The organism is Gordonia mangrovi, assembly GCF_024734075.1.
Taxonomy (GTDB): Bacteria; Actinomycetota; Actinomycetes; order Mycobacteriales; family Mycobacteriaceae; genus Gordonia; species Gordonia mangrovi.
Genome location: NZ_CP102850.1, coordinates 2028954 through 2052344, shown reverse-complemented (window position 1 = coordinate 2052344; position 23391 = coordinate 2028954). Strand labels below are relative to the sequence as shown.

Annotated in this window: 10 protein-coding genes; 6 read left to right on the top strand and 4 right to left on the bottom strand. The window is 63.0% G+C overall.

Going from position 1 to position 23391, the window contains the following annotated elements; translation table 11 throughout:
• Window positions 1–21 precede the first annotated feature (21 nt).
• The 3 genes from NWF22_RS09380 to NWF22_RS09370 are packed head-to-tail and all read right to left on the bottom strand — an operon-like array spanning window position 22 to window position 8038.
• A complete protein-coding gene (locus NWF22_RS09380) occupies window positions 22–1806 on the bottom strand; it encodes a hypothetical protein (protein ID WP_202399118.1) in 1785 nt (594 codons plus the stop codon).
• Window positions 1803–4568, bottom strand: coding sequence for a DUF1156 domain-containing protein (locus tag NWF22_RS09375; protein ID WP_160904532.1), 2766 nt, complete (start codon window positions 4566–4568; stop codon window positions 1803–1805). Before NWF22_RS09375 ends, NWF22_RS09380 begins: the two co-directional genes overlap by 4 nt.
• Before the next feature lie 59 nt (window positions 4569–4627).
• Complete coding sequence (locus NWF22_RS09370) at window positions 4628–8038, bottom strand: DUF8742 domain-containing protein (RefSeq protein ID WP_160904531.1); 3411 nt, start codon at window positions 8036–8038, stop codon at window positions 4628–4630.
• A gap of 125 nt (window positions 8039–8163) precedes the next feature.
• Here NWF22_RS09370 and NWF22_RS09365 point away from each other — a divergent pair, with 125 nt between their 5' ends.
• The 6 genes from NWF22_RS09365 to NWF22_RS09340 all read left to right on the top strand — a co-directional run bounded on the left by NWF22_RS09365 (window position 8164) and on the right by NWF22_RS09340 (window position 22230).
• The gene (locus tag NWF22_RS09365) at window positions 8164–10815 is read left to right on the top strand and encodes a DEAD/DEAH box helicase (protein WP_160904530.1); all 2652 of its coding nucleotides are present in this window, start codon (window positions 8164–8166) and stop codon (window positions 10813–10815) included.
• A 77-nt stretch (window positions 10816–10892) separates the two neighbouring features.
• Window positions 10893–11483: a hypothetical protein gene (locus NWF22_RS09360; RefSeq protein WP_160904529.1), complete on the top strand. Its 591-nt coding sequence runs from the start codon at window positions 10893–10895 to the stop codon at window positions 11481–11483.
• Between the two features lie 651 nt (window positions 11484–12134).
• Complete coding sequence (locus tag NWF22_RS09355; protein WP_233752088.1) at window positions 12135–14819, top strand: PD-(D/E)XK nuclease family protein; 2685 nt, start codon at window positions 12135–12137, stop codon at window positions 14817–14819.
• A 1-nt stretch (window position 14820) separates the two neighbouring features.
• On the top strand, window positions 14821–18057 hold the full coding sequence (locus tag NWF22_RS09350) for a UvrD-helicase domain-containing protein (RefSeq protein WP_160904527.1): 3237 nt from the start codon (window positions 14821–14823) through the stop codon (window positions 18055–18057).
• A gap of 194 nt (window positions 18058–18251) precedes the next feature.
• The gene (locus NWF22_RS09345; RefSeq protein WP_258321367.1) at window positions 18252–19517 is read left to right on the top strand and encodes an IS701 family transposase; all 1266 of its coding nucleotides are present in this window, start codon (window positions 18252–18254) and stop codon (window positions 19515–19517) included.
• An 856-nt stretch (window positions 19518–20373) separates the two neighbouring features.
• Window positions 20374–22230 carry a DNA/RNA helicase domain-containing protein gene (locus NWF22_RS09340; protein ID WP_373691990.1) on the top strand — a complete coding sequence of 619 codons (1857 nt, stop codon included), beginning with the start codon at window positions 20374–20376 and terminating at the stop codon, window positions 22228–22230.
• A gap of 437 nt (window positions 22231–22667) precedes the next feature.
• Here NWF22_RS09340 and NWF22_RS09335 read toward each other — a convergent pair whose 3' ends face one another.
• Entirely contained in the window at window positions 22668–23111 is a 444-nt protein-coding gene (locus tag NWF22_RS09335) for a hypothetical protein (protein WP_160904565.1), read from the bottom strand.
• Between the last annotated feature and the right edge of the window lie 280 nt (window positions 23112–23391).

The window sequence follows — 23391 nt, the reverse complement described above, 5'->3', positions numbered from 1 at the left end:
TTCAGTTGGTGTGCGTGTTGGTCAGGTGATATCCGAGGTACCCGATGAACAGTGTCGGAATTGCGGGGTGCCCATCGAAATGTGCATCCGAGGGCTTGCCATCCCGATCCGGGCCAGCTTGAAGTGGGCCTTCATCTCGACCTGCTCGCGTGGGTCAACGTCTGTCGGAACCGGAAAGACTCGTTCGTCTCCGAACTGCTTCATAGTCCTGCCGGTTTCCGTCTCGCCGAACTTGCCAGGCGGGAAGGTCTGGAATCCAGATGGCGTGTTGTGGAGGTACTGATCCAGGCTGCCGTCCCACTTGGATTCTGCGCGCGCTCGTGCGTAATCAGCCATTGCGAGCACCGCGTCCCAAGCGGTGCGCAGCGCCGAGTCGTTCGTGTCGAGCTGATTGAGTCGGGCTACTTCTGACGTGTCACCGGTGAAGCAGACCGAGTCGATCTGGTCGATGCGATCGAGTAGTTCGTCGAAACTCTGTGGCCGCGACACTCGGAACTCAGGAGGCACGTCGAGGTACTGCGACTCGTAGTCGCCGGACTCGTTGAGCCTCGATTCCAGCCATCTGGCGCGATCGCGTATCTCGTCGACGTCGATCCGTGCGAGCTCGGTCTCGAGCTGCGAGTCCTTAAGTTCATTAAGCAGCTGTTGGTTCTGGTCCTCTAGCTGTTCGACACGCGTCTGCAGGAGATCGACCCGGTTCTCAAGTGACCGGACTCCGGCGCGCTCAGGATCGCTCCTGCGGATTCTGCTAACGAATTCGGTCAGCGTCCGTTCGGTGATCTCCTTGAGACCCAAGACCCGCCGTACGAGAGTGATTTCCTCATCGTGCTGTGGCGGCGCAGTGGCCGCGGCCTCTTCAGGGGGCGAAGCCTCATGGACCGATGGTTCGGTCGCATCTTCGGGCTGGGAATTCTCTAGGCTTTTGACAAGTCGACGATTCTCTAATCGGTCATACCGTCGACGCATTTTCTGAACCGTGGCGTCCGGCGGACGGGTGGACGCCTGCTGACGCGCGATCTCCCCGAGTAGATATTGGATCGCCCTGTCACCCTTAGAGCCCAGACTTCGTGTGCCCAATATTCTATGGCGTCGAGCGTCGAGCGCATCGTCCCAGGTCACGCCTGGCTGGTAACTGCGGATCGCCCAGACAGGTGCCGCGAGCTGGTCGCCGACCCGTTGCCGAAAGACCTCCGTACTGTGTGGGTCTAGGACGATGACCTGGGCCAGCCCATATACCTCGCGTGCCCACTGATCGACCTTCCGGGCGAAAGCGTCGACCGGGATATCCGCCACATTGTTTGTGCCGGCGACGAAGACCAACCCGTGGCGGCGATCATCCTCGAGTATCGAGACGAGCCGATCAACGGATGCCGAACCGAACAACTGGTGGCCCGAGGCGAACTCGAGCTGGCCATCGCGGAGCGGCAGGGCCTGCATCAGGTACCGCGCGAGGCGCGGCACCTTCACGAATCGCGCCTGGCTGTTTCGCACAGAAAGCGAGATCCACCCGCCTTCATCGGTGCTGCCATCGGCTATGACTTCGGTAGACCACCTCCCGGTGTTGCCCCCGTCCTCCTGCAGCTCAATGCGAATGGTCGTGGAGTCACTGTCGATGCGCCGTACCGTGAGGCTCGCGCGGGCATTTCCGTAGTCACCGGACTCGCTGAGATCGACATCGAAGTCCTTCTCGCGCAGCCACGCCGCGAGTTGCGGGATCGCGCCATCAAGAAGGTCGTCGCCTTCCGCACACCGCATGATGGTCACGTAGTCGCGCGACCTATCGGTTTCGATCGCCGCGGCCGTCACAGCTCAGCTCCGTCATCAAAGTCGAGGCTGGTCTGGTCGCCGGTTGTAGCCGCGGGGGTACTCGCAGATTCCAGGATTTCCGGCCAACTGGTCACCAGCGCGTTGAAACTCAGCGCGTCTTTGGTCCAGCCATTCGATTCAGCGATGCGGAACAGCAAATGAGCGAGTTCCTTCACCAAGTCGGATTCGATAGCCCCGTCAGGGCGATTCAGAGCATCACGAAGGAAGTCGCCGGTCGGTGCGATGCCGTCACGTTCCAGGGTCTTGATGAGGTGGTGCAGCGCTTCCCAGTTGCTGGTGTGCTCGTCGGTGAGAATGTCGTATTCCCAAGGCAAGTCGCTTGGCTTGAGGAGCTGCACTTTACCTGCGCGGCTGGTCAGGATCTCGCTTCGGTCCATGACGTCGACGCTAGTGTTGCGGGCCCGGGCGAGGTTGTCGGCATCACCGAATTTCCCGACACCGTAGCCATGGTGGCGATACCATGCGATCGCGAAACGGCTTGTCGAGTCGAAGTCGCCTTCCTGCTCATTGAGGACCTGATCAAGAATCTCGTTGATCCGGGTCAGCGCAGATCGCACCGTCATCTTCGAGCCATCGGGTTCCAGCACAGCTGCGTAACGACTGAATACCGCCATTCCCGGGCCGATCGCTGCCTGTGGAAGGTCAACCGGGGCTATCTGCCCTTGCTGCAACTTGCGCAACGCGTCAGGCAGTTCGTCCTCAAGTGTGGAGATGAAATCGCGACGGTCTGTCGTTGGGGCTTGAGGAGATCGCGGGCGGAGTGAAAGCACGATGGATGAAGCGAGCGCGTTGGTTCCGCTTGCGATCATGCGGTTGCTGAGTTCGGAGCGATTGGGCCAAGTTGATGTTATCTCCCAGCCTGAGCGAATCATGCCCTCCAGCAAGGTTTCCCAACCAGTCGACGCGGTCCCTGCCACGTCTGATTCTGACTGTTTGAAGGCATACCATACCGCCATTGGAAAGTCGGATGACGCTGATCTCCGTGCCTTCGCAAATACGGCCCTGAAGCCGTCTTCGAAGAACGTGCGCGCGCCGTCTCTACCACTGTGTCGGTAGGGATTCGCCACAAGTTCCTCTGATTTTGGAACTAGCATCGTCCCGAATAGGGACGGATAAATCGACCGTAGACTCCGCCTCATCCAGACGTAGAAGTAGTCTGACAGGTCGGAGTATCCAATGTTGTCGTAGTACGGCGGATCCGTATGAACAATGGCGTTTTCGAAGCTCCGATTTGCTGCGTCGGCTTGAGAAACAGTCGCTGGAGCGGAACCTGGCAGCAACTCAGCGGTCTCGGCGGTCCAGAGCAGCGAGTTGCTGAATGATCCAGTGTTGACGCCAAGGGGTGCGACCTCCGCAAAATCCCACATCATCGGAAGTGCTTGACGCGCGAAGGTTGAGCTAGTCGATTCCCGCGAGACGTACCAGTTGACCAGGGTGGAGTTTCTGTCAGTCATCTTACTGACCACAACCGCGAGGTATGTTGCCACTGCGTCGGCGTAGGTGGGGGACCCGCTGTCGGCGAGGACTCGTTCGCGGGCTTCGGTGACGAGGTCGCTGAAGGTGGTTAGTGCGACGAGTTGGCGGTTGGTGAATAGGTCAGTCCATTTAGTCATGCCATACGCCTGCACTCGAAAACTTGGTGCTTGAGGTGGAATCTCAGCATTAGGTATGTCATCCGGCTTCGCGAGGTTCCCGGCAAGTGCCTGGTCTTCGGTCGGCCGTTGGTACAGTCGCTGTCGGCTTCCCTCGGCGACGACCGCCATCAATTGCTTTCGCAGCCGACCTGCTCGCCCTTCTGAGCGGACGTACTTCAAGTCTACGGCCGTCGCGCATGCAACACAGTGAGCACCGTTGCGTCCCACCGTCCCATCGGTGTCTTTAGTGGGTGCTGTCGACGTGTCGTGTGCAATTTCGAAAGCAACGTGCTGCCCGGAGGGATGACTGGCGTCGGGCACGACGGTGGGGACGACGTAGGCTTCTTTGCCCTTCTTCTTTCCGAGCCACCAAGAGCGCACGAGGGGCATTTCGATTCCGCATGCGGGGTTGGGGCAGGTGACGGTGCGTGCCCAGATCCAGGCGATGACAGTGGCGTTGGTACCGTCGGCAAGGGCGGCTTTGGGATAGAGGTGGCCAATGCGCTTTTCAGCTTCGTCGCGCATCCATTGGCCGTAGGCGCGGACGTCGGCGGCGAGTCCTTCGGCACCTTTCCATTGTCGGATTTCGGAGTCGGCAAGCCCAGGGAAGATAGGCGGCTGGTCGCGGAACTTCGGTGGGATCTCGATGAGCGCTTTGTTGATAAGCACCGCGACAGGGTTGAGGTCGGAGGCGTGGGCCTCGAGTCCGAGGCGTTGGGCTTCGAGTGGGATGGTGCCGCCGCCGGCGAACGGGTCGAGGATGGGTGGCGGGTTTCCGTTGGTGGACTTGAGAATCTCGGCGTGGGCTTCGGTGAGGAGGTTCTCGTCGCGGATGTTCTCCCAGACGACGAGGCGTTCGATCAGCTTGTGGAGTCGTTCGCGTTCTTTGCGTTGCAGTTCCTCGGTGGGGAACTCGTCGGGTCGTGCGGACGGATCGTCGACGAGCTGAGCGAATAGGACGGCGCGCGCGGCGGCGAGCGGACGGCGCGCCCACCACAGGTGCAGTGTGGAGGGGTGGCCGTGGCGGATGGACTTCTCGCGAGCGGATTCGCGGTTGATTGCCTCCAGCGGGAGGGCCACCTCGATGAGCTTCTTCTTCGTCGTCACGTCTGCGTGCCTATCCGTATCGTTGTCGTGCGTACTCGGGTCTCCCGTTCCCCCTTGGGCTAGAACGGCTGTTTGCCTTTGGACCAGGTCTTGTTCCAGTCGCCTCGAATGCCGGTGCTGTCAAACCCGCCGAGGTCAGTGCTGGCGAAGGGGTCGTCGATGTAGCGGACCTCGTCGTACTGCGCACCGCGTGGGTCGACGCGGACCAGCGCAAGGCGATATAGCGGTGCAGCGTTCTTGCCGACCATAACTTCGTTGTGAGTGACGAAGAAGTAGTCGGCGCCGTCAATGCGTGCCTTGACTTCGATGCGGTAGGTGTCGCCGTCGGCGTCAGTCGACAGGATGTCGAAGCCCTTGTTGTTGAAGGCTTGTTCGACTGGCTTTCTCCCGAGTTCGCGTTCACGAGCCAGGACTAGATCGACTCCACGGCGTTCCACCGCTTTGGTTTCGGTCGCATGAACGGGCGCGTTTGCGGGTACGTCCTCTTCGAGCATTGCGAGCGGTAGTACGAGGGCTGCGGTGAGCAGGTTCGGCGGTTTGGTCGACATCAGTTCCTGCTGGTCGAGGAGGGTAAGTCTGGAGCGGAGGCGATGGTCGATCTCGACGGCTTTGCGATTGAGGCTGTCCGAGGACTCCTTGGGTTTGTCGCCGGCGCGTTCTTTGTCGGAAGCGACCGCGGCGTCGAGGAGAAGGCGTTCGGACTCCCCATTGAGGCGCTTGGTGACAAGTTCGCGAGTCTTGGCGAGTTCGGCTGCTCGTCGCGGTCGCACCTCGTTGAGGTAGTCAGGTAGTCGGTGGGCGATGATCCAGCTGGTGGCCTTGTCTTCGGCTTCGCCGAGCCAGGTCTGAGTGCGGGCAGCGGTGACCGCGGGGTTGTCGGGTGCGGCGACGCAGTCGAGGTATGGGGCGGGCCCCGCCGGTGTCACGGTGCCGTGGCTGTCGACGTAGGCATAGTTGAAACGCCTGGCCACTGTCGCGCTGGTGGCGTCGGTTACCTCTTCTATGACCCCGACGAGGAGGTGGGGCTCGTCGAGCTCGGCAGAGACCAGCACGGTGCCGGTGTTCAGTGCCCGTCCGAACTGGCGGATGGCTTCGTCCATCACCGCGTCGTGCAGGGGGTGGCCCGGTGCGAGAAGATCCGCGCGGGCGAGATCGTCGGGCTGGACACGGCTCAGGTCGAAGCAGACGCGGTCGTAGCGTGTGGCGATCGGCCCGTGCTTGCTCGCGCGGATGTGGGCAGGCACGTTGGCGATCTCGTAGCGGCCTTGTTCGCGTCGGGCGATGCGGCCGCCAAGCCGGGTGAATGCGGCTTTGAAAGCGAGCTCGATGTAGTGCGGCTGCAGGCGGCGCGCGCGGGCCTCATCCATGGCGGCGCGGAGTTTGGCGAGCTCGGCGTCCGCGAGATGGTCCGAAGCCAGCGCCCGTTCTTCGAGAAGTTCGCGCAGACCGTCACCAACAGACTGATCGATCACCTCGTGCATCCTGGCCTTGATGTCAGGCCGTTCGCCGTACTGGATGGCTTCCTTGAGTAGATCCCGCAGCGGTCTGTCGGTGAATGCTTCACCGAGAACATCGAATACCTTGCCGCCATAAGCTTTTCGCTGCTCGTCGATCTTCTCGAGAAGCCGCGTGAAGACCGCGCCTTCGCGGGTGTTGTGGGCGACGATGTTCCACAGTCGACATACTTCTTCTTGGCCGATGCGGTGGATGCGGCCGAAGCGCTGCTCGATGCGGTTCGGGTTCCACGGCAAGTCATAGTTGACCATGAGGTGCGCGGCCTGGAGGTTGAGGCCCTCGCCGGCTGCGTCGGTAGCGATCAGAATCTGGCAAGTGTGGTTTTTGGTGAACTCTTCGGTGATCTGTCGTCGGTCGGCCCGGCGCACCCCACCGTGGATGGAGCGGACGGCGTCGGGGTTGCCCAGCAGTGTGCCGATCTTGCGCTGAAGGTACTCAAGGGTATCTCGGTGCTCGGTGAAGATGATGAGCTTGCGGGGTCGGCCGTGGCCGTCGTTGGTGAGTGCGTGATCTTGCAGGATCGTGGAGAGCTCGGACCATTTGCGGTCGGTGCCGCTGTCGCGGACCCGTCGTGCGCTTTCGGTGAGATCGGCGAGCTCGACCAGCTCGGCGTTCAGCTCCTCGACAGTTTGCGCTGCGGTCGCGGCGTCGAGCAGTTCTTCTTCGAGGTTCTCGAGTTCCTCGGAGTTGTAGTCATCGGCATCGATGTTGTTTTCGTCGATCGACGGTTCGGCCTCGCGGAAAGTGCCGTTCTGAATCTCAGCCTTGCGGCGCTCGAGCCGTGCTGTGCGCCGACGGAGGCTTTGGTAGATCGCCTCGGGGCTGGATGCCAGGCGCCTCTGCAGCACGGTCAGCGCGAAACCGACAGTGTTCTTGCGTTTGCCGCCGACGCGGTCGGCGCGGTTCATGCCCTCGCGGACGTAGGTCGTGACCTGCTCGTAGAGATCGTATTCACCCGCGGTGAGTTCATAGGGCACCGTCTCGGCGACGCGCTCGGGAAAGAGTTTTTTGCCCTCGAACGTGAGCAGGTCTTCTTTCACCATGCGGCGCATGATGCCGTCGGTGTTGGCGGTCTTGGTGTTCTTGCCGGCGAAGCGGTCGCGATCGAGCAGGGTCAGGAACAGCTGGAAGTCCTCCTCCTTGCCGGAGTGGGGGGTCGCGGTCATCAGCAGCAGGTGGCGGGTGATGGTGCCGAGCATTTCGCCGAGCAGGAACCGTTTGGTCTTTTCGACCTTGCCGCCGAAGTAGTGGGCACCCATGCGGTGGGCCTCGTCGACGATGACCAGGTCCCACTCGCTGTCTTTCAGTTGGTTCTGGAGCACGTCATTGCGCGAGAGTTGGTCCATGCGAGCGATGAGTAGCGGGTGGCCTTCGAAGGCGTTGAGGTCGACGCTGCTGTCGATGAGCTGATTGGTGAGCAACTCGAACCGCAGACCGAACTTGAAATACAGCTCGTCCTGCCACTGTTCAGCGAGGCCGCCCGGCGCCACGATCAGGCATCGCTGCACGTCGTCGCGCAGGATGAGTTCTTTGATGTAGAGACCCGCCATGATCGTCTTGCCCGCACCCGGATCGTCTGCGAGCAGGTAGCGGAGCGGCGTACGCGGCAACAGTGCTCCGTAGACGGCGCGGATCTGATGAGGCAGCGGTTGCACGTCGCTCGTCGCGACCGCCAGCATCGGGTCGAACAAACCGGCTAGCTGGATGCGCTGCGCCTCGGCCACCAGCTTGAAGTCCGAGGCCGAAGCGTCAAACGCACGACTACCGGACGTCGCGACCGAGAGGGCATCCTCGTCCTTGCGGAACACGACCTGCTGGCCAAGCGCGCCCGCCGTCGTCTTGTAGGTCAGTTCGACCGCATCGCTTCCATGCGCCTGCGCCGCGATGACGGTCACCACCTGGGCTGGGATTAGCCCCTCCACACGGAGCCCCGGCTTGAGGTGTTCGAGCAGCATTCGTGTCCTCCTGGTCGATAGCCTCGCCACGTTAGTCGCAGACTCCGACAGTTTCAGGGTCTTAGCGACTCCGGATCCGACTTTCGCTAATCTTCGCACCAACATCGGTTAGGGGAATCGGGCGTATGGGACGAGACGATCGGGCGCGCATCAAAGCACTCGCACACACGGCTTCGGAGCTGATCAAGCAGGCTGAGGAACTGCGCAAAGTCCGGAGGCAGGTAGGGGAGTTGGGCGCGGCGGCCGACGCGGAGCTCCGGCAACGCGTCGTGGACCTCGAGTTTGACAGCGAGCAGATCAAAGTTTTGCCCCTTCGCCCCGGCGACGTCGATCTCCTGGCGAGCATCGAGAAGGCTCGACAGCTCAGGATGCTATCGGCCAGCGACCGTTCGTTGATTGACAGTCTTTCCCCAGACGTTGAACGTGCCGTCGACGATGCTCGTGGTTCTGTCGGGGCCCGCCGAATCTTTATGAGTAAAGAGAAACGAGAAGCAGGCCGCCAAGCTGGCGAGTTTCTCGAGCGATACCTGGAGTGGGCCGAGGTGGAGAAGGTATCTGACCGGCTGCCCAGTCTGATCGTGACAGCCACGGAAAGCAGCTCGCTGGGTGACGTCCGCTCGGCGTTTACTGACTGGCTATCGAAACCGCGGGAAATCCGAGCTTGGGGTGACGTAACTGTGATCGACGGTGCGCCAGCAACAGGACTCGGCAGCGCAGTGACGACGATCAAACGTGTCGCGGACGCCGAGAACCAAGCCAGGGCCGACGCACTCGAAGCCGGCAACACCGTTCGGCACGTTGAAACTGAGAAACTCATCAGCGACATGCCCGTGGAGAGGCTCAAGGACGCCACACGAGACCGGCTGCGCGTTAACGCTTTGACGGACGCAGGCATCACGACCGTGGCACAGGTGATGGAGCACGGCGAGGTACTCGAAGGCCTGCCGGGCGTCGGACAGACCACCGCCACACGTATGCGCGGGGCTGCTCAGACCCTCTGGCAGACCACTTACGAGGAGATGCCGGTCCGGATCGACATCAATAGCCGAACCTCGCACGGCACGAACCTGCTGAAAGCGCTGGGCAGCTGGAGGGCCTTGCGCGCCGGGCAGCCAACAGCGCGGGAAACCGAGCTGTTGCAGCCCATGGCTGCGCTCGCCGCGTCGGCGTTGGACACGCCGTTGTTGCTTGCAGTCTTCGCTAAGCGCGACTCCTACACAGCGGACCACCTCGTGCAGGACATGCACGCGGTCAAGACTCGCGCGCAGTCAATCAGTGCGGCCACGAATACGGTCACAGACCCGTGGGACGGCTTCATGGAGCATCCTGCCGACTACTTCGCGCTGCTGTCCGAACTCGGCCTGTTGACTGAGGACGAGAACAGCATCTTCGGTGATCTCCCCACGGAGGTTATTGAAGCGGTGCGCCAACAGGAGCTTGACGGAAAGCACCTCAGGGCGTCGTTGCGTGGGTACCAGAGCTTCGGCGCCCGATTCGCGCTCGTGCAGAAGAAAGTGATTATCGGCGACGAGATGGGTCTCGGTAAGACAATCGAGTCGATCGCAGTCCTGACGCACTTGCGCGCCAGAGGCTCCCATCACGCACTTGTCATCTGTCCGGCTGCCGTCGTCACAAACTGGATGCGCGAGGTGGCCGCAAAGTCGACTCTACGTCCGCACCGGCTTCACGGATCTCAGAGGGAAAGCGCACTACGCCAATGGTCGCGAACCGGTGGAGTTGCTGTGACCACCTTCGAGACGCTCGCGTGGTTGAGCAGTGAAGATTTCTCGACGGATGGCATCGGATGCGTCATCGTCGACGAGGCGCACTACATCAAGAATCCGCATGCACAGCGCTCGCTACGCACGGTGAAGATCATTAACGACCTTCCTCGCGCAATGCTGCTGACAGGCACGCCGCTCGAAAACCGGCTTGATGAGTTCCGCAACCTTGTCGAGTACGTACGACCAGATCTCGCCATCGATGCGACCGAGTTGTCCCCCCGGCGGTTTCGCCAGCAAGTCGCACCTGCCTATCTGCGTCGCAACCAGGAAGACGTCCTCACCGAGCTCCCGGAACTGGTCGAGGTCGAAGAATGGTTGCCCCTATCGGCCGAGGACATGAACGCCTATCGCGCGGCAGTGTCAGAAGGAAACTTCATGGCCATGCGGCAAGCCGCGATGACGCAAGGCAAGAAATCGCAGAAGATGGCCCGGCTGCTCGACCTGATCGAAGAAGCGGAGTCAAACGAACGCCGCGTGATCGTGTTCTCCCACTTCCGTTCCGTCCTCGACGAAGTTGTGCGGGCACTGCCTGGCAAGGTATTCGGACCGCTGACCGGGTCGGTACCGGCTGCTCGGCGACAGGAAATGGTGGACAAGTTCTCGGCCGCCGGACACGGCGCGGTGCTGGTGTCCCAGATCGTCGCCGGCGGTGTGGGCCTCAACATCCAGGCCGCGTCCGTGGTGGTCATCTGCGAACCCCAGCTCAAGCCGACTACCGAATGGCAGGCCATTGCCCGCGCGCGACGGATGGGCCAACTCGAGTCGGTCCAGGTTCACCGCCTCCTCACCGAGGAAGGCGTCGATCTCCGCGTTACCGAGATCCTCGCGCGCAAGAGGGAACTGTTCGAAGACTTCGCAAGGGTCAGCGACATCGCGGACAGCGCGCCGGAAGCTGTCGACATCTCCGAGGCGGAACTCGCGCGGGAGGTTATTGCGGAGGAGCGGGAGAGGCTGTTCACCAAGGAGCGGTCAGCACGTGACGCGGTCGTGTAGGTCTGCAGGATTTCGAGCTATGTTGAGCCAACGTGGTTCGGCTAAGACTGTCGTAGTCGTCAGTCATGATCCGGGTCATGACTCAGTGGATACCAGTGATCGGTGGGCTCACGACCGCTTTGATTGGCGCTCTCGCGGTTCTCTTGCGGGCTCGCTCCGAGATGGCAGCCAAAGGCAACTGGGAGCGCATTAAGCTCCTCCAAGAGATCAGCGAGAGGTTGGCTGAGGACGACCTGCGCTCGTGGATTGATCAGTATACGCATCTACTGATTCGCTCCACTGCAATAAGTTCGACCCGGGTGAAGGTGGGTCGATTCTATGCAGTCTTTGTTCCTGCCGGAACTGTGGCACTTGCAGGTGGCTGCATCGGCCTTGCTGGTGTAGTCGTAGACAGTGTCGAGATTACGTCGATTGCCACGATCATGTTTTGGGCGGGATTGGCGGCGACGCTGTTGTGTATGTTTATCCCGTTGGCGCCCGATCTCCTTCCCGGCGTGCCACGTAAACAGATGAACGGCGAGCTTCTCGCGCTCCGAAAGGATATTCTCAACTCCTACACTGGTGTCGGACGCGAAAGGGGGACGACCATCGCATCCGATATGTTTGCGGCATTCAGTGCGAGCCGGAAGGAGAAAACTGAATCTGCCGGGAATGAACAGAAACTCTGAAACGGAAATGAGCGAGGAAGGGAAGTAGGGGCACAGATCAACCGAGTTGGCGAGACATATGTCAGGGCTGGGCAAGTCCGGCATCCGGATCGCTACCCCTGCACGAGTCTCTGCGGCCTAGTAGTTCACGCGCGAGGGCATTGCTGGAGTCACGCTTTGGCAGATCAGGAACTGCTCATCCGGTGGTGCGCATGCCAACGTGACAGTCAGGTCCAGCCACTAGCTAGGAGGAAATAGCCGTGATCGGCTCGGCCGGACAGTCGCAGGAGGCAACGGCGGTTGCGGATCAACTCGATCGAATTGGTAGGAACCAAGCGGCCTATACCGTCCAGGTACGTCTAGGCCCGCCCAGTTGGTTCCGATCTCGCAAGCCAAGGGGTTGGTGAGGGTGCGTTTCACCGAGCCTCACCAGACCAGATGGCCGAGATCGACATCGTCACCGTCGAATCCGATGAAGCGAGACTCGTGCTCGAGTGCTTCGGAGGCGACGTTTCTGCCCTGCTTGTCGCACGTGCAAGGCATCATGCGCCTATGACCTACCCACTCGGCGTCGTAGCTGGCGCTGTGGCAACGGCCAAGACGGCTTCGCCGCTCGAACAGTTGACGATTGTCGTACCTACCGTGGGATCTGCAAGGGATGTTGTGCGCCTAATGGCGCGTGCTGGCGCGATCGCGAACACCACCGCCCTCCCGGTGTCTCAGCTGCTCACACGTTTGGCTCCTCCTGCTCTCATTCCCCGGCAACCGCTTCCATACCCACTCCTTGAAGCCGCGATCCAACGCGTCCTCGCCGAGGCCCCAGGTGTCTTCGCCGACGTCGCCGACGAGCCGATCACCGCCCAGGCTCTCGCCAGCGCGACCTGGGAACTCACCGCCATCGCAAATCCGACGATGGACTCGCCGTCCCCTCTGGTCGCAGACCTGCTCCGCATCTACCGAGCTGCCACCGACCGGCTCACCAGCTCGTACTACCTCCAGCACGAGGCCTACACGGCCGCCGCCGAACGTCTCGACCAGCTCGGCGCGATCATCGTCTACCACTCCGTTGCCGACTCGCGCGCTGAACAGACTCTCCTGAACGAACTTCAACAACGCGGCGAAACCATCGAACCGACCGTCGATGTCACGCCGACGCAGATCATCCACACCTCCGACGCCGACGACGAGGTCCGGGCCGTCGTCCGGCTCGTCCGCAAGCACCTCGCCAACGGCGTCCCCGGCCACCGCATCGGCATCTTCTACGGCAGCGACGACCCTTACCTGCCGCTGCTCCACGAACACCTCACCGCCGACCACATCGCATTCACCGGACCCGAATGCCACTCCCTCGTCGACCGCCCCACCGCCCGAGCACTACTCGGTCTGCTGGAACTCGACCACGACACGATGCCGCGACGCGAACTCTTCACACTCCTCGCCGAGAGTGTGCTCCAACGCCCCGACCTCGACGTCCAGCCCATCTCCCAACGCCGACTCGAACGACTCACCCGCGACGACGAACCCATCGTCGGCGGTACTGACTGGGAACGGCTCACCCGCGTCGGAGCGCACGAGAAACACCACGCGACTGCCGTGGCACTCCACACCTATATCCGTGAGTTGCAGACCGACCTCCGCGCCATCGTCAACGCGCCCGACTGGGCCACCGTCGCCGAGCACCTCACCGCGCTGCTCGCCCGCTACTTCCGCGCACCGACCAGCGACACAGCTGCCGCCGACCTGGCCGCGATCCGCGCCGACTGCGTCAGCCTCGCGCACATGGACGGCATCGCACCGGCGCCCACCGCAGCGCGCGTCCTCGACGCCGTCACGGTTCGGCTCACCGCTCACCGGGGCATGCACGGAGACTCAGGCGCCGGAGTCACCATCGGTCCGATCGCCGCGGGCGTCGGCCGCGACCTCGACGTCAGCATCGTCATCGGAGCCGCCGAAGGCATCATCCCCACACCCCGCCGCGACGACCCGCTACTGCCGCCCGAACTGGCCGGGATCACCGCCCGCGACCACATGGAACGCCAACGCCTCGCCTTCGCCAGCGCTGTCAGCGCCGGCCGTACCGAACGGATCGTCACGTTCCCTCGCGGCAATCTTCGTGGCGGCGCCGAGAAGGTCCCATCGCGCTGGCTCATCCCCGCGATGGCTCAGCTCGCCGGCCGCGACGTCAACGTCGTCAATTGGCAACGCGAGACAGAGAATTGCCCAGCAATCGTGGCGGTCGAATCGTTCGACGTCGCCGCCCAACGCGCCGACGACCGCATCGGTGCATCCGCCGCCTCGGACACCGAATGGCGGCTCCGCGAACTCGCCTCCGTGCCCGCCAACCGACGCCGCGGCACCCTCAACGACCCCATCATCAACCTCGGCATGGCTATGCGCAGCGACCGCCTCAATGGCCGCTTCACCCGCTTCAACGGCAACCTGTCGACGGTCAAAGACCTCATCACCACCTTCGACCACCCGGTGTCGCCGACCGGGCTCGAACTCTGGGTGCAAAGCCCCTACCAGTACTTCCTCGAACACATCCTGCGGCTGCGCGCCCTCGCCGACCCCGACGAGATCGCCCAGATCGACGCACTCACCCGCGGCACCCTCATTCACACCATCCTCGAGCGCTACGTCCTCGCTACCATCGACGGCGCCGAACTCGACGTCGGCCGCCTGCACCTCGTCGCCCAGGAAGTGCTCGACGAAGCACAGGCCGACAGTCCCGGCTGGCTGGAACAACTCTGGGCCAAAGACCGCGGCACCATCGTGCGCGACCTCGACGACTGGTTCGGTCATGACCACATCGACCACGCCGGCGGCTGGCAACCCACCCACGCCGAACAGAGCTTCGGCACCGGAACCGATCCCGAGGTCAGCCTGACGCTCGGCGACCACAGCATCCGCTTCCGCGGACAGATCGACCGCATCGACCGACACAGCGGCGGCCGCATCCGCGTCACGGACTACAAGACCGGCAAGAGCGATAAGTACCGAGATCTTACCGACCTCACGCCGACCAACTCTGGACTACAGTTCCAGCTCCCCGTCTACGGCCTGTTCGCGCGCACGCTGGGCGACGACGTCGAAGCCCGCTACTGGTTCGTCACCAGCAAAGGCAAGTTCGGCTCCATCGGCTACCCGATCACCGACGACGTCATCGCCACCCTCACCGACGACATGGACCTTGTCCACCGATCCATCCGTGCCGGCCATTTCCCACCCAAGATCGAGGACACCCACTGGGAACTCCCCGTCATCGACCTCCTCGGCCGCGCCGGACTGCGCCGCGCCTGGGCCGCCCTCGAAGGCGTCGACGAGATCGCCGACTACGTACGGAAGTACGGAGGCTGACATGACCACCGAGCACCTCGCCGACCAAGCAGCCCGCGACCGCATCACCACCGACACCGCCGCCGCCCTGTTCGTCGAAGCCGGCGCCGGCAGCGGCAAAACCCACTCACTCGTCGGCCGCATCTGCCAACTCGTGCTGCAGGACGGCATCGACCTCGACCGAATCGCCGCCATCACCTTCACCGAGAAAGCGGCCGCCGAACTCCGCGAACGCGTCCGCGTCGAGCTCGCCAAGAACGACACGGAACGTGCGCACGCCGCGCTCGAACAGATCGACACCGCCGCCATCGGCACCCTGCACGCCTTCGCCGCCCGCATCATCAGCGAACACCCCCTCGAAGCCGGGGTACCTCCGCGCATCGCTGTCGTCGACGCGATGGGCTCGCAGTTGTCGTTCGAACGACGGTGGCGCCGCATGCGCACCCGCCTCTTCACGGACGCCGCCCCACCCATGCTGGTGGACGCCATGGGCATCATCATGGCTGCCGGCGCCTCACTCGATCAGATGCGTGGACTCGCTGACGCGCTCGACCGCAACTGGGATCGCCTCACCCTCGACGACAACCCACAAGGCATCGCCCCCGCCGACATTGACCGCATCCTGCGCGAAGCCGACACCATCACCGAGAGGATCGACGACTGCCTCGACCCCGACGATAAGCTCGCGCAGCAGCTCGACAAGGTCCGCGAATGGCGCATCCTCGTTGCAGCAGAACGGGATGCGACCGGCTGGATTCCCATGGCGGGGCTGTGCCCGGGGCCCGGCAACGGCGGTGCCGGCAAGAACTGGCAGGGCGGTAAGGCGCAGGTCGACGAGATCAAAGCAGCGATCAAGGCGTTGCGCGACGAGATCTGCCCCGACGTCGTCGGCACCTACATTGACGGCGCCGTTCGGGTGGTGGTGCGCCATCTGTCCGAGATCGTCCTCGACGAAGCTAGCGAACGACAACGCAGCGGACAGCTCGAGTTCCATGATCTCCTCGTGCTCGCACGTGATGTGCTCGGCAAACACGCCGTCGCCGCCGCAGCGCACAATCGGTATCAGAGGGTGCTACTTGACGAGTTCCAAGACACCGACCCGCTGCAGCTCGAGTTGGCGCAGCGCATCGTTGCCGGCCTCGACGAAGCGGGCCGACTGTTCACCGTCGGCGACCCCAAGCAATCCATCTATCGCTTCCGTCGCGCGGACATCGCTGCCTACATGGCTGCTCGGGACTGCACCCCGTCCGCCGACGTCGTCCAACTGACCACCAACTTCCGCTCTACCCGACCGGTCATCGACTGGATCAACACTGTCTTCGGCCGGCTCATCGTCGCGGATGGCCACGTGCAGCCGGCATACACGCCGCTGCATCCCGCGCCTGGAAGGCCGCGGTGGGACATCGAGTGGGGTCCGGAGCCATTCGTGTTCCCCGACAACGACGAACCCGTCGACGACGAGGACTCACTCTCACCCGCCGAAGCCATCCGGGCGCGCGAATCCCGCGATGTCGCGCGGATCATCGCCACCGCCGTCGAAAAGGGCTGGCACAGAGAATCACTCGACGATGACAAGACCTACCGGCACGACGCGCTGCGATGGAAAGACATCTGCATCCTCATCCCATCGCGCACAGTGCTGCCGTTCCTGGAAAAGAGCCTCGACGCGGCGGGCATCGAGTTCCGTTCGGAAGCATCGAGTCTCGTGTACTCGACACAAGAGGTGCACGACCTGCTGGTGACCTGCCGGGCGTTGGCGAACACCGCCGATGAAGCCGCGCTCGTCGCCGCCCTGCGTACCCCGCTGTTCGGCTGCGGTGACGATGATCTGCTGCGCTGGAAAGCTGCGGACGGGCGGTGGAGCATCTACGCGACGCCGCCTACGGATGAGCTGGCTGACTCGCCGGTGGCGGCCGCGAACGCGTATCTTCGGGGGCTGTGGCTCGAGCTCGGCGATCTGAATCCGGGTGCGCTGCTGAGCCGGCTGGCGACCGATCGGCGTGTGTTCGAGGTGTCGATGGACTCGCCGCGTCACCGCGACGTGTGGCGGCGGCTTCGGTTCGTCATCGACCAAGCCCGTGCGTGGTACGCCGAGGACCGCGGATCGTTGCGCGACTACATCGACTGGGCCGACACCCAAGCCGACGAGAACGCGCGCGTCGCCGAAACTGTGCTTCCGGAGATCGGCGTGGATGCCGTGCGGATCATGACCATTCACGCCGCCAAGGGCTTGCAGTTCCCGATGGTGGTGGTTGCTGGGATGAGCGGCGGCTTCCGCACGCAGCTCGAACCACTGCTGTGGGATGACGACGGCACGTTGCAGGCGTGCGCGTCGAAATCGGTGATGTCGAAGGGTTACAAGCCGGCCGCTGCCACGGAGAAGGATCGCGCGGAGGCCGAGAAGAAGCGGCTGCTCTACGTGGCGTGCACCCGCGCCGAGAGTCATCTCGCGGTGTCCGGGTACGTGGGCAAAGGTGCCTCGTGGGGTGCGACGCTGGCGCCTGCGATCGACAGTCTGCCGAACTCGGTGCCGGAGCTCATCGAACCTGTGCGGCGCGACGACGAGCCTATCGAGCAGTTCGAGCGTCAGTCGTGGGATGAGTGGTCGGCGGAGACTGCCGCGATCGAGGTGACTTCGGCGTTGCGGGCGTCGTACTCGGCGACGCGCATCGTGCACGGTGAGGAGAGTGCAGAGGTTGCTCTGTTGGAGGGCTATCGCGGTGCTGGTGTCCTCACTGTGCCCGCAGAAGAACGGGTTTCGGCAGGTGTGGCGAGTGCGGATAGCGGTGCATCTCTGGGTACGGCGCTGCACGCGGTGCTCGAGGTGATCGAGTTGGGTGCGCCGCTCGACGACGCTTTCGAGACCACTGCTCGCCATGCCGCGGTCGTGGCCGGCATCGTCGACGTCGAGCACTTCGTCGCGTTGGCACGGTCGGCGTTGGAGTCCGAACCGGTGCAGCGAGCTGCCGTACGTGAGCATTGGAAAGAGATGCAGCTCGCTGGCCTCGGCCCGGACGGAACAACGGTCGTCGAGGGAATCGCTGATTTGGTGTACCGAGACGACGGTGGCGGGCTTGTGATCGCGGACTACAAGACCGACGTCGGCGTCAGTGCACATACGCTAGAGGCCTACTGGGCGCAGTTGGCGATCTACGCGGACTTGCTGCGGACCGCGACGGGTGAGCGAGTCACTCGGTTGGAGTTGGTGTTCTGTCGGGTGGGGCCGGCGGCGGTAGTGGCGAGGAGTATGCACGGGTGATGGCGCAGCAAAGAGTTCGAGCGGTTTGCAGCGTCATCGCCAGGGGCTCCCACCGATGGTGCCACTCAGGTGGCGTCCGCCGCTGTCGTCGATGTGGTTGGTTCGGTCAGTCATGCAAAGAGGGGGTCTAGTAGGACTTTGTTAGGTCGGTGTGTCGCAACGGATTTCGCTGGTGCGGCTGGGATAATCGTGAGGTGGATGACAGGGAGTTGCGGCGGGTCGAGACGGAGCTGGATTCGTTTGTCAATCAAGTGTTCTCATCGTTGCTCCGTAAGGATCGGCGGGCTGTCGCGGGCTTGTATCTACGTGGCGTGATGCTCGATGGTCGACGCAAATCGATGCAGCCGATGGCGCAGCGATTGCGGGTGGATCATCAACGGCTACAGCAGTTCGTCACCACCTCGCCGTGGGATGTGGGTCCGGTGCGGCGAACACTGTCTCGCAAAGCGTGCGATCTGATCAGCCCGGATGCGTGGGTTGTTGATGACACCGGGTTCGCCAAAGACGGGCCGGCATCGGCGTGTGTGGCTCGCCAATACTCGGGCACCCTCGGCAAGGTCGGCAATTGCCAGATCGCCGTCAGCGTGCACGCCGCGACCGACATTGCCTCAGCTCCGCTGGATTGGCGACTATTCGTACCTGAGAGCTGGGACGATACCGGCGAGGACCTCGATGACTCCAGTCGGGCAGCGATCAGCCAGGCACGCCGCCGCTGCGCGATCCCGTCGGCCGAGCAGCACCGCCGCAAGTGGGAGATGGCCGTGGAGATGATCGATGAACTCATCGACTGGGGACGCATCCCACCGGTGGTCGTCGGTGACGCCGGCTACGGCGACGCCACCGAGTTTCGGCGCGCCCTGACCGACCGCGGCATCGACTACGTGCTGGCGGTCAAATCCGCCACCACCGCCCATACTGGCGATGCGGTACCGGTCACCACGGCGCCCACAGGCCGCCGAGGCCGTCCGGCCGGACCCCGATACCCCGACCCACCGGCGTCCTGCAAAGAACTCGTGATAGCCGCCGGCCGTGCCGCGGCCACCGAAATCACCTGGCGCCAGCCCACCAACCCCGACCCAACTGCTCATGCCACGGTGATGCGCTCACGCTTTGTCACCCTGCGTATCCGACCTGCCAACCGCGATATCCCCCGAGCCGCCGACGGCAGTCTGCCCGTACTCTGGCTCATCGCCGAATGGCCCAGCGGCAAAGCGGAACCCACCGACTACTGGATGTCCACCCTGCCACCCGACACACCCGCCAGCACCCTCGTACGCCTGGCCAAACTCCGCTGGCGCATCGAACACGACTACCGCGAACTCAAAACCGGACTCGGCCTCGACCACTTCGAAGGCCGCACCTGGCTCGGCTGGCACCACCACGCCACACTGGTCACCGCCGCCCACCTCTTCCTGACCACCCTGCGGCTGACCCACCCAAAAGCCTCTGGGCAGGCCTGACCCTCTACGGCGTACTGCGCGAAATCCAACGCGCACTGGCCCATTGGATCGGCACCTGCCCGCTCTGCCACCACACCTTTCCAACCTAACAAAGTCCTACTAGTAACGGTGCGCTTCTTATGGCTGAACTAGGTCCTGACCTACCGTCCGACTTGTTGCATCCGCGGAATCGCCGCGATTGCAATGGACCGATTGCAAGAATATAAGGACGAGGCGTGTATCCGACCCAGCCACAGCATCCCCGTCAGAATACGAGCGTCGGTGCGTGCCCGTACCTGCCTTCGTACGTGAACCCACATCAATCCGCCCCATTGGCGGGTTCACCACCGCAGTTACCGACGCGCGGTCGTTCGCCCGCACGGCAGAACTGGATCGTGGCGGGACAATTGGCCTGACTTGCTCGACACCTTGACCGTCTACAGGACGCTTCAGACGACTTTGCCCGCACCGAACTCGAACACATCCATGGTCAGGACCAGGCTACCCTGATCCTCTGGGCGTCGTTTTCCCAGCGCTGCGGCGGTGGCGCGGGGGCCAACCCGAGGCGTTGGCGTTCACCGCGATCCCTTTTGCGCACTGGCAGAAGATCTGGTCGAACGACACGTTCGAACAGGTTGCTGGGTCGGTGGCGATCCACTTCAACGGCAATGACGAACTCGGTGATTGCCGGCCTCATCGCGCGAGCAGACGACGTGGTGGACATCGGCGCGTGCAGACCCGCCGGGTCGTTCGTCAACGAACCGGCTTCGGCCGTTACTAAGCTGGGTTTCGTAATCCGCTTCGGCCCGACAGACGCGTCGCTTCCGACAAGGCTCCAACCCGAGCGGGAAGTCCGTCGTGTCTTCCTGGAGCCGCAGTGTCGTTGTATCGAGCCTCGGTGTCGGGCGTTCGCGCTCAGATCACCGCAAACACGCTTGTCCCGACCTTGATCGAACAGCACTACTTCGAGTACGGGTACCACGCCTCGAAGGCGGAAGTCCGTTCATGGGAGCGCAGTGTTGCCGTCCTCGTCGGTGACCTCGAGGATGCGGGTCTGCAACAGGCTGAGCTGCTTCTCGAGTACCGGTTACCGCTGACCAGCAAGCGTGCTGATGTCGTGATTTGCGGTGTGCACCCGAAGACGGGGGAATCGTCGTACGTGGTCGTCGAGCTCAAGCAGTGGACGTCGGCCGCGATGCTTGACGGTGCGGAGGATGTCGTGCTGTACGAAGGAGATCGCGAACGCCTCCATCCTGTAGAGCAGGTGAGGCGCTACTGCTCGCACATCGCGGACTTCATCGCGAGCCTGGCCGGCAGTTCTGAACAGCTGGCTGGTGTGGCGTACCTGCACAACGCCTCCGACGACGGCGTTCGCGCACTCTGGGGATATCCGGAGTCTCAGACCGGTCGGATGTTCACAGGACAACGGCGCAGCGAGATGATCGACTTTCTTCGGTCGCGGATTGCGGACAAGTCGGGCGCCGATGCCGCCGATCAACTTCTGTCATCTGCAGTCCGTCCGAGTAAGCAACTCATGGCCCTGGCCGCGGACGAGGTTCAGCGTCGTGAGCAGTTCGTGCTGCTCGACGAGCAGAAGGTGGCCTACTCGCTCGTGATGCGGGCGGTCCAGAACGCGTCGCGCCAGAACACGAAGCAGGTTATTGCCGTGGTGGGTGGGCCAGGGTCTGGGAAGTCGGTCATCGCACTGAGCCTCCTCGGTGAGCTCGCTCGGCAGGGGCGGACGGCCGTGCACGCGACCGGGTCGTCGGCCTTCACCAAGACCCTTCGCAAGGTGGCCGGCGCTCGAGCGCCTCGCGTGCAGAAGTTGTTCACCTACTACAACAACTTCATCAACTCCGAGCCCAACGACCTCGAGGTCCTCATCTGCGACGAGGCTCATCGCATCCGTGAGACTTCGACGAACCGATTCACTCGCGCAGTTAACCGGACTGGGCGCCCGCAGGTCGTAGAGCTCATCGACGCCGCCCGCGTTCCGGTCTTCCTTCTCGATGAGGATCAGATCGTCAAGCCGACCGAGCGCGGCAGTGTCGACGAGATCCGTCGAGCGGCCGAACGAATGGGTTGCACTTTCGAGGTCGTGCATCTCGACGGCCAGTTCCGATGTGGTGGCAGCCAGGCGTACGACTACTGGGTGCAGCGGCTGCTGGAGCTCAAGCCGGGTGGGCCGATTCGGTGGGAGGGTGATGACGCGTTCGACGTGTCGGTCGACGACGCGCCATCGATCATCGAGACTCGGCTGCAACAGATGCTCGACGACGGCTACTCGGCACGTATGGTCGCCGGGTACTGCTGGAGGTGGAGCACGCCGGAGAAGGGTGAGCCGCTTGCCGACGATATCGCGATCGGTGGCTGGCGCCGTCCCTGGAACAACCCGAAGAGCACCAAGCATGAGGGGGCTCCCGGCCGCGAGCTCTGGGCGACCGACCCGGCCGGCTTCGGCCAGATCGGCTGTGTGTACACGGCGCAGGGTTTCGAATACGACTACGGTGCAGTCATTTTCGGACCTGACTTGGTGTGGCGGGCAGATCGCTGGGTCGCGCAGCCTGAACACAGCTACGACAGACAGGTGAAGACCGCCGACCACGCGGCCTTCGACCGCGCCATTCGCAATACGTACAAGGTCCTTCTCACCCGAGGCATGCGCGGGATGCGCATGTATTCAACGGACTCTGAGACGCAGGAGATGCTGCGCTCCTTGGTTGGTGGGCGGTAGTCGTGCCTCTCGTCCTCACGACCTACTCGGGCATTGCGCCTGATGTGCAGGCGAATCTCCGCTTCGGAATTGAGCACGGACGTTGGGGGCTTCGGCGCGAGCCCTACGAGTGGAAGAGGGGCATGTCCTTCGACTGGCACGTCATCGGAGCAAGGGCGAGCGGTCTCCGACGCGGACCGCGATGCCAGCCGGACGAGTGGGTGACGAGTGCCGTCGACGTGTACCTTTCCGGGTGTTGTCACCCCTCAGGATCGAGTCGAGCTACTTCTGGCCAGACGAAAAGAACGAGTCAACACTGAAGTATCCCTATCGATTCGACACCGAATTGGTGGCGAGTGCGATGCAAGTCCCGACCGCGTACGGCGAGCCCATGCCGAAAGTCGTCTCTGACGGCATCCGCCGCGCCGCGAATCCGAAGGCGGAGTCAGTTGCGATCCTCAGCGATGCCAAGTGGAAGGAACTCGTCGACGAGATCGCCAGACGTGGGCGTTCGTAGCGGACGAGCGGTGTGGGATGCGCGATAATGCGAACCGGTCGACATCAAGACATCTCGAATCCATCGTGCTCCGGCCAAGCGACCCCATCGCGAGGGTCGAGAACAGGTCGATCATCTCCTGCGCCGGCCGTTCCGGCACGAGTAGAGTGCGCAGCTTCGGACGAATGAATCGCTCGTAGTCGAGGATCTGTCCCAGCGCGAGCCGGAGCGTCTCACGGTCGATGCTGGACTTCACCTCGATTAGGTCGTCGGCTGTGACGTCGTAGAGGTCGGTTGCCAGGACAGCCCCCGACGGTGTTGGGATTCGGTAGGTCATCACGGTATGGGCCCCGCTTCCCGAGGTGATCTCGATAGCGCTCCTGCAGCTCGGCTTCGCGTCGGTCACGCTCTGTCGCCGACGAGTGGGTGGTGACCTCGAACCGCTCGACGGCGTTGTTATCGACTTCGACCAATGCAGGGGCCGCAGGGTCCAATTCGCTTTCACCCCTAGTCGATTCGGCAGACCTTCGTAGCGTGTTGGAGTGCGACACATCTCCTGCATCGAGATCGGTGGTCCGGAGGAAGAGTTCCGATTGTGTCGGGATCGGACCGAGGTTGCCTCGAGAACCGCCGCGGCGCGCTCGGTCGTACTTCGATCGTTGACTGTGGGATTGTCGATGCAGCTG

Excerpts from the sequence above, each read along its gene's own strand:
- NWF22_RS09360 (WP_160904529.1), top strand. The coding sequence starts at position 10,893 with ATGACTCAGTGGATACCAGTGATCGGTGGGCTCACGACCGCTTTGATT.
- NWF22_RS09350 (WP_160904527.1), top strand. The coding sequence starts at position 14,821 with ATGACCACCGAGCACCTCGCCGACCAAGCAGCCCGCGACCGCATCACC.
- NWF22_RS09355 (WP_233752088.1), top strand. The coding sequence starts at position 12,135 with ATGGCGCGTGCTGGCGCGATCGCGAACACCACCGCCCTCCCGGTGTCT.
- NWF22_RS09365 (WP_160904530.1), top strand. The coding sequence starts at position 8,164 with ATGGGACGAGACGATCGGGCGCGCATCAAAGCACTCGCACACACGGCT.
- NWF22_RS09370 (WP_160904531.1), bottom strand. The coding sequence starts at position 8,038 with ATGCTGCTCGAACACCTCAAGCCGGGGCTCCGTGTGGAGGGGCTAATC.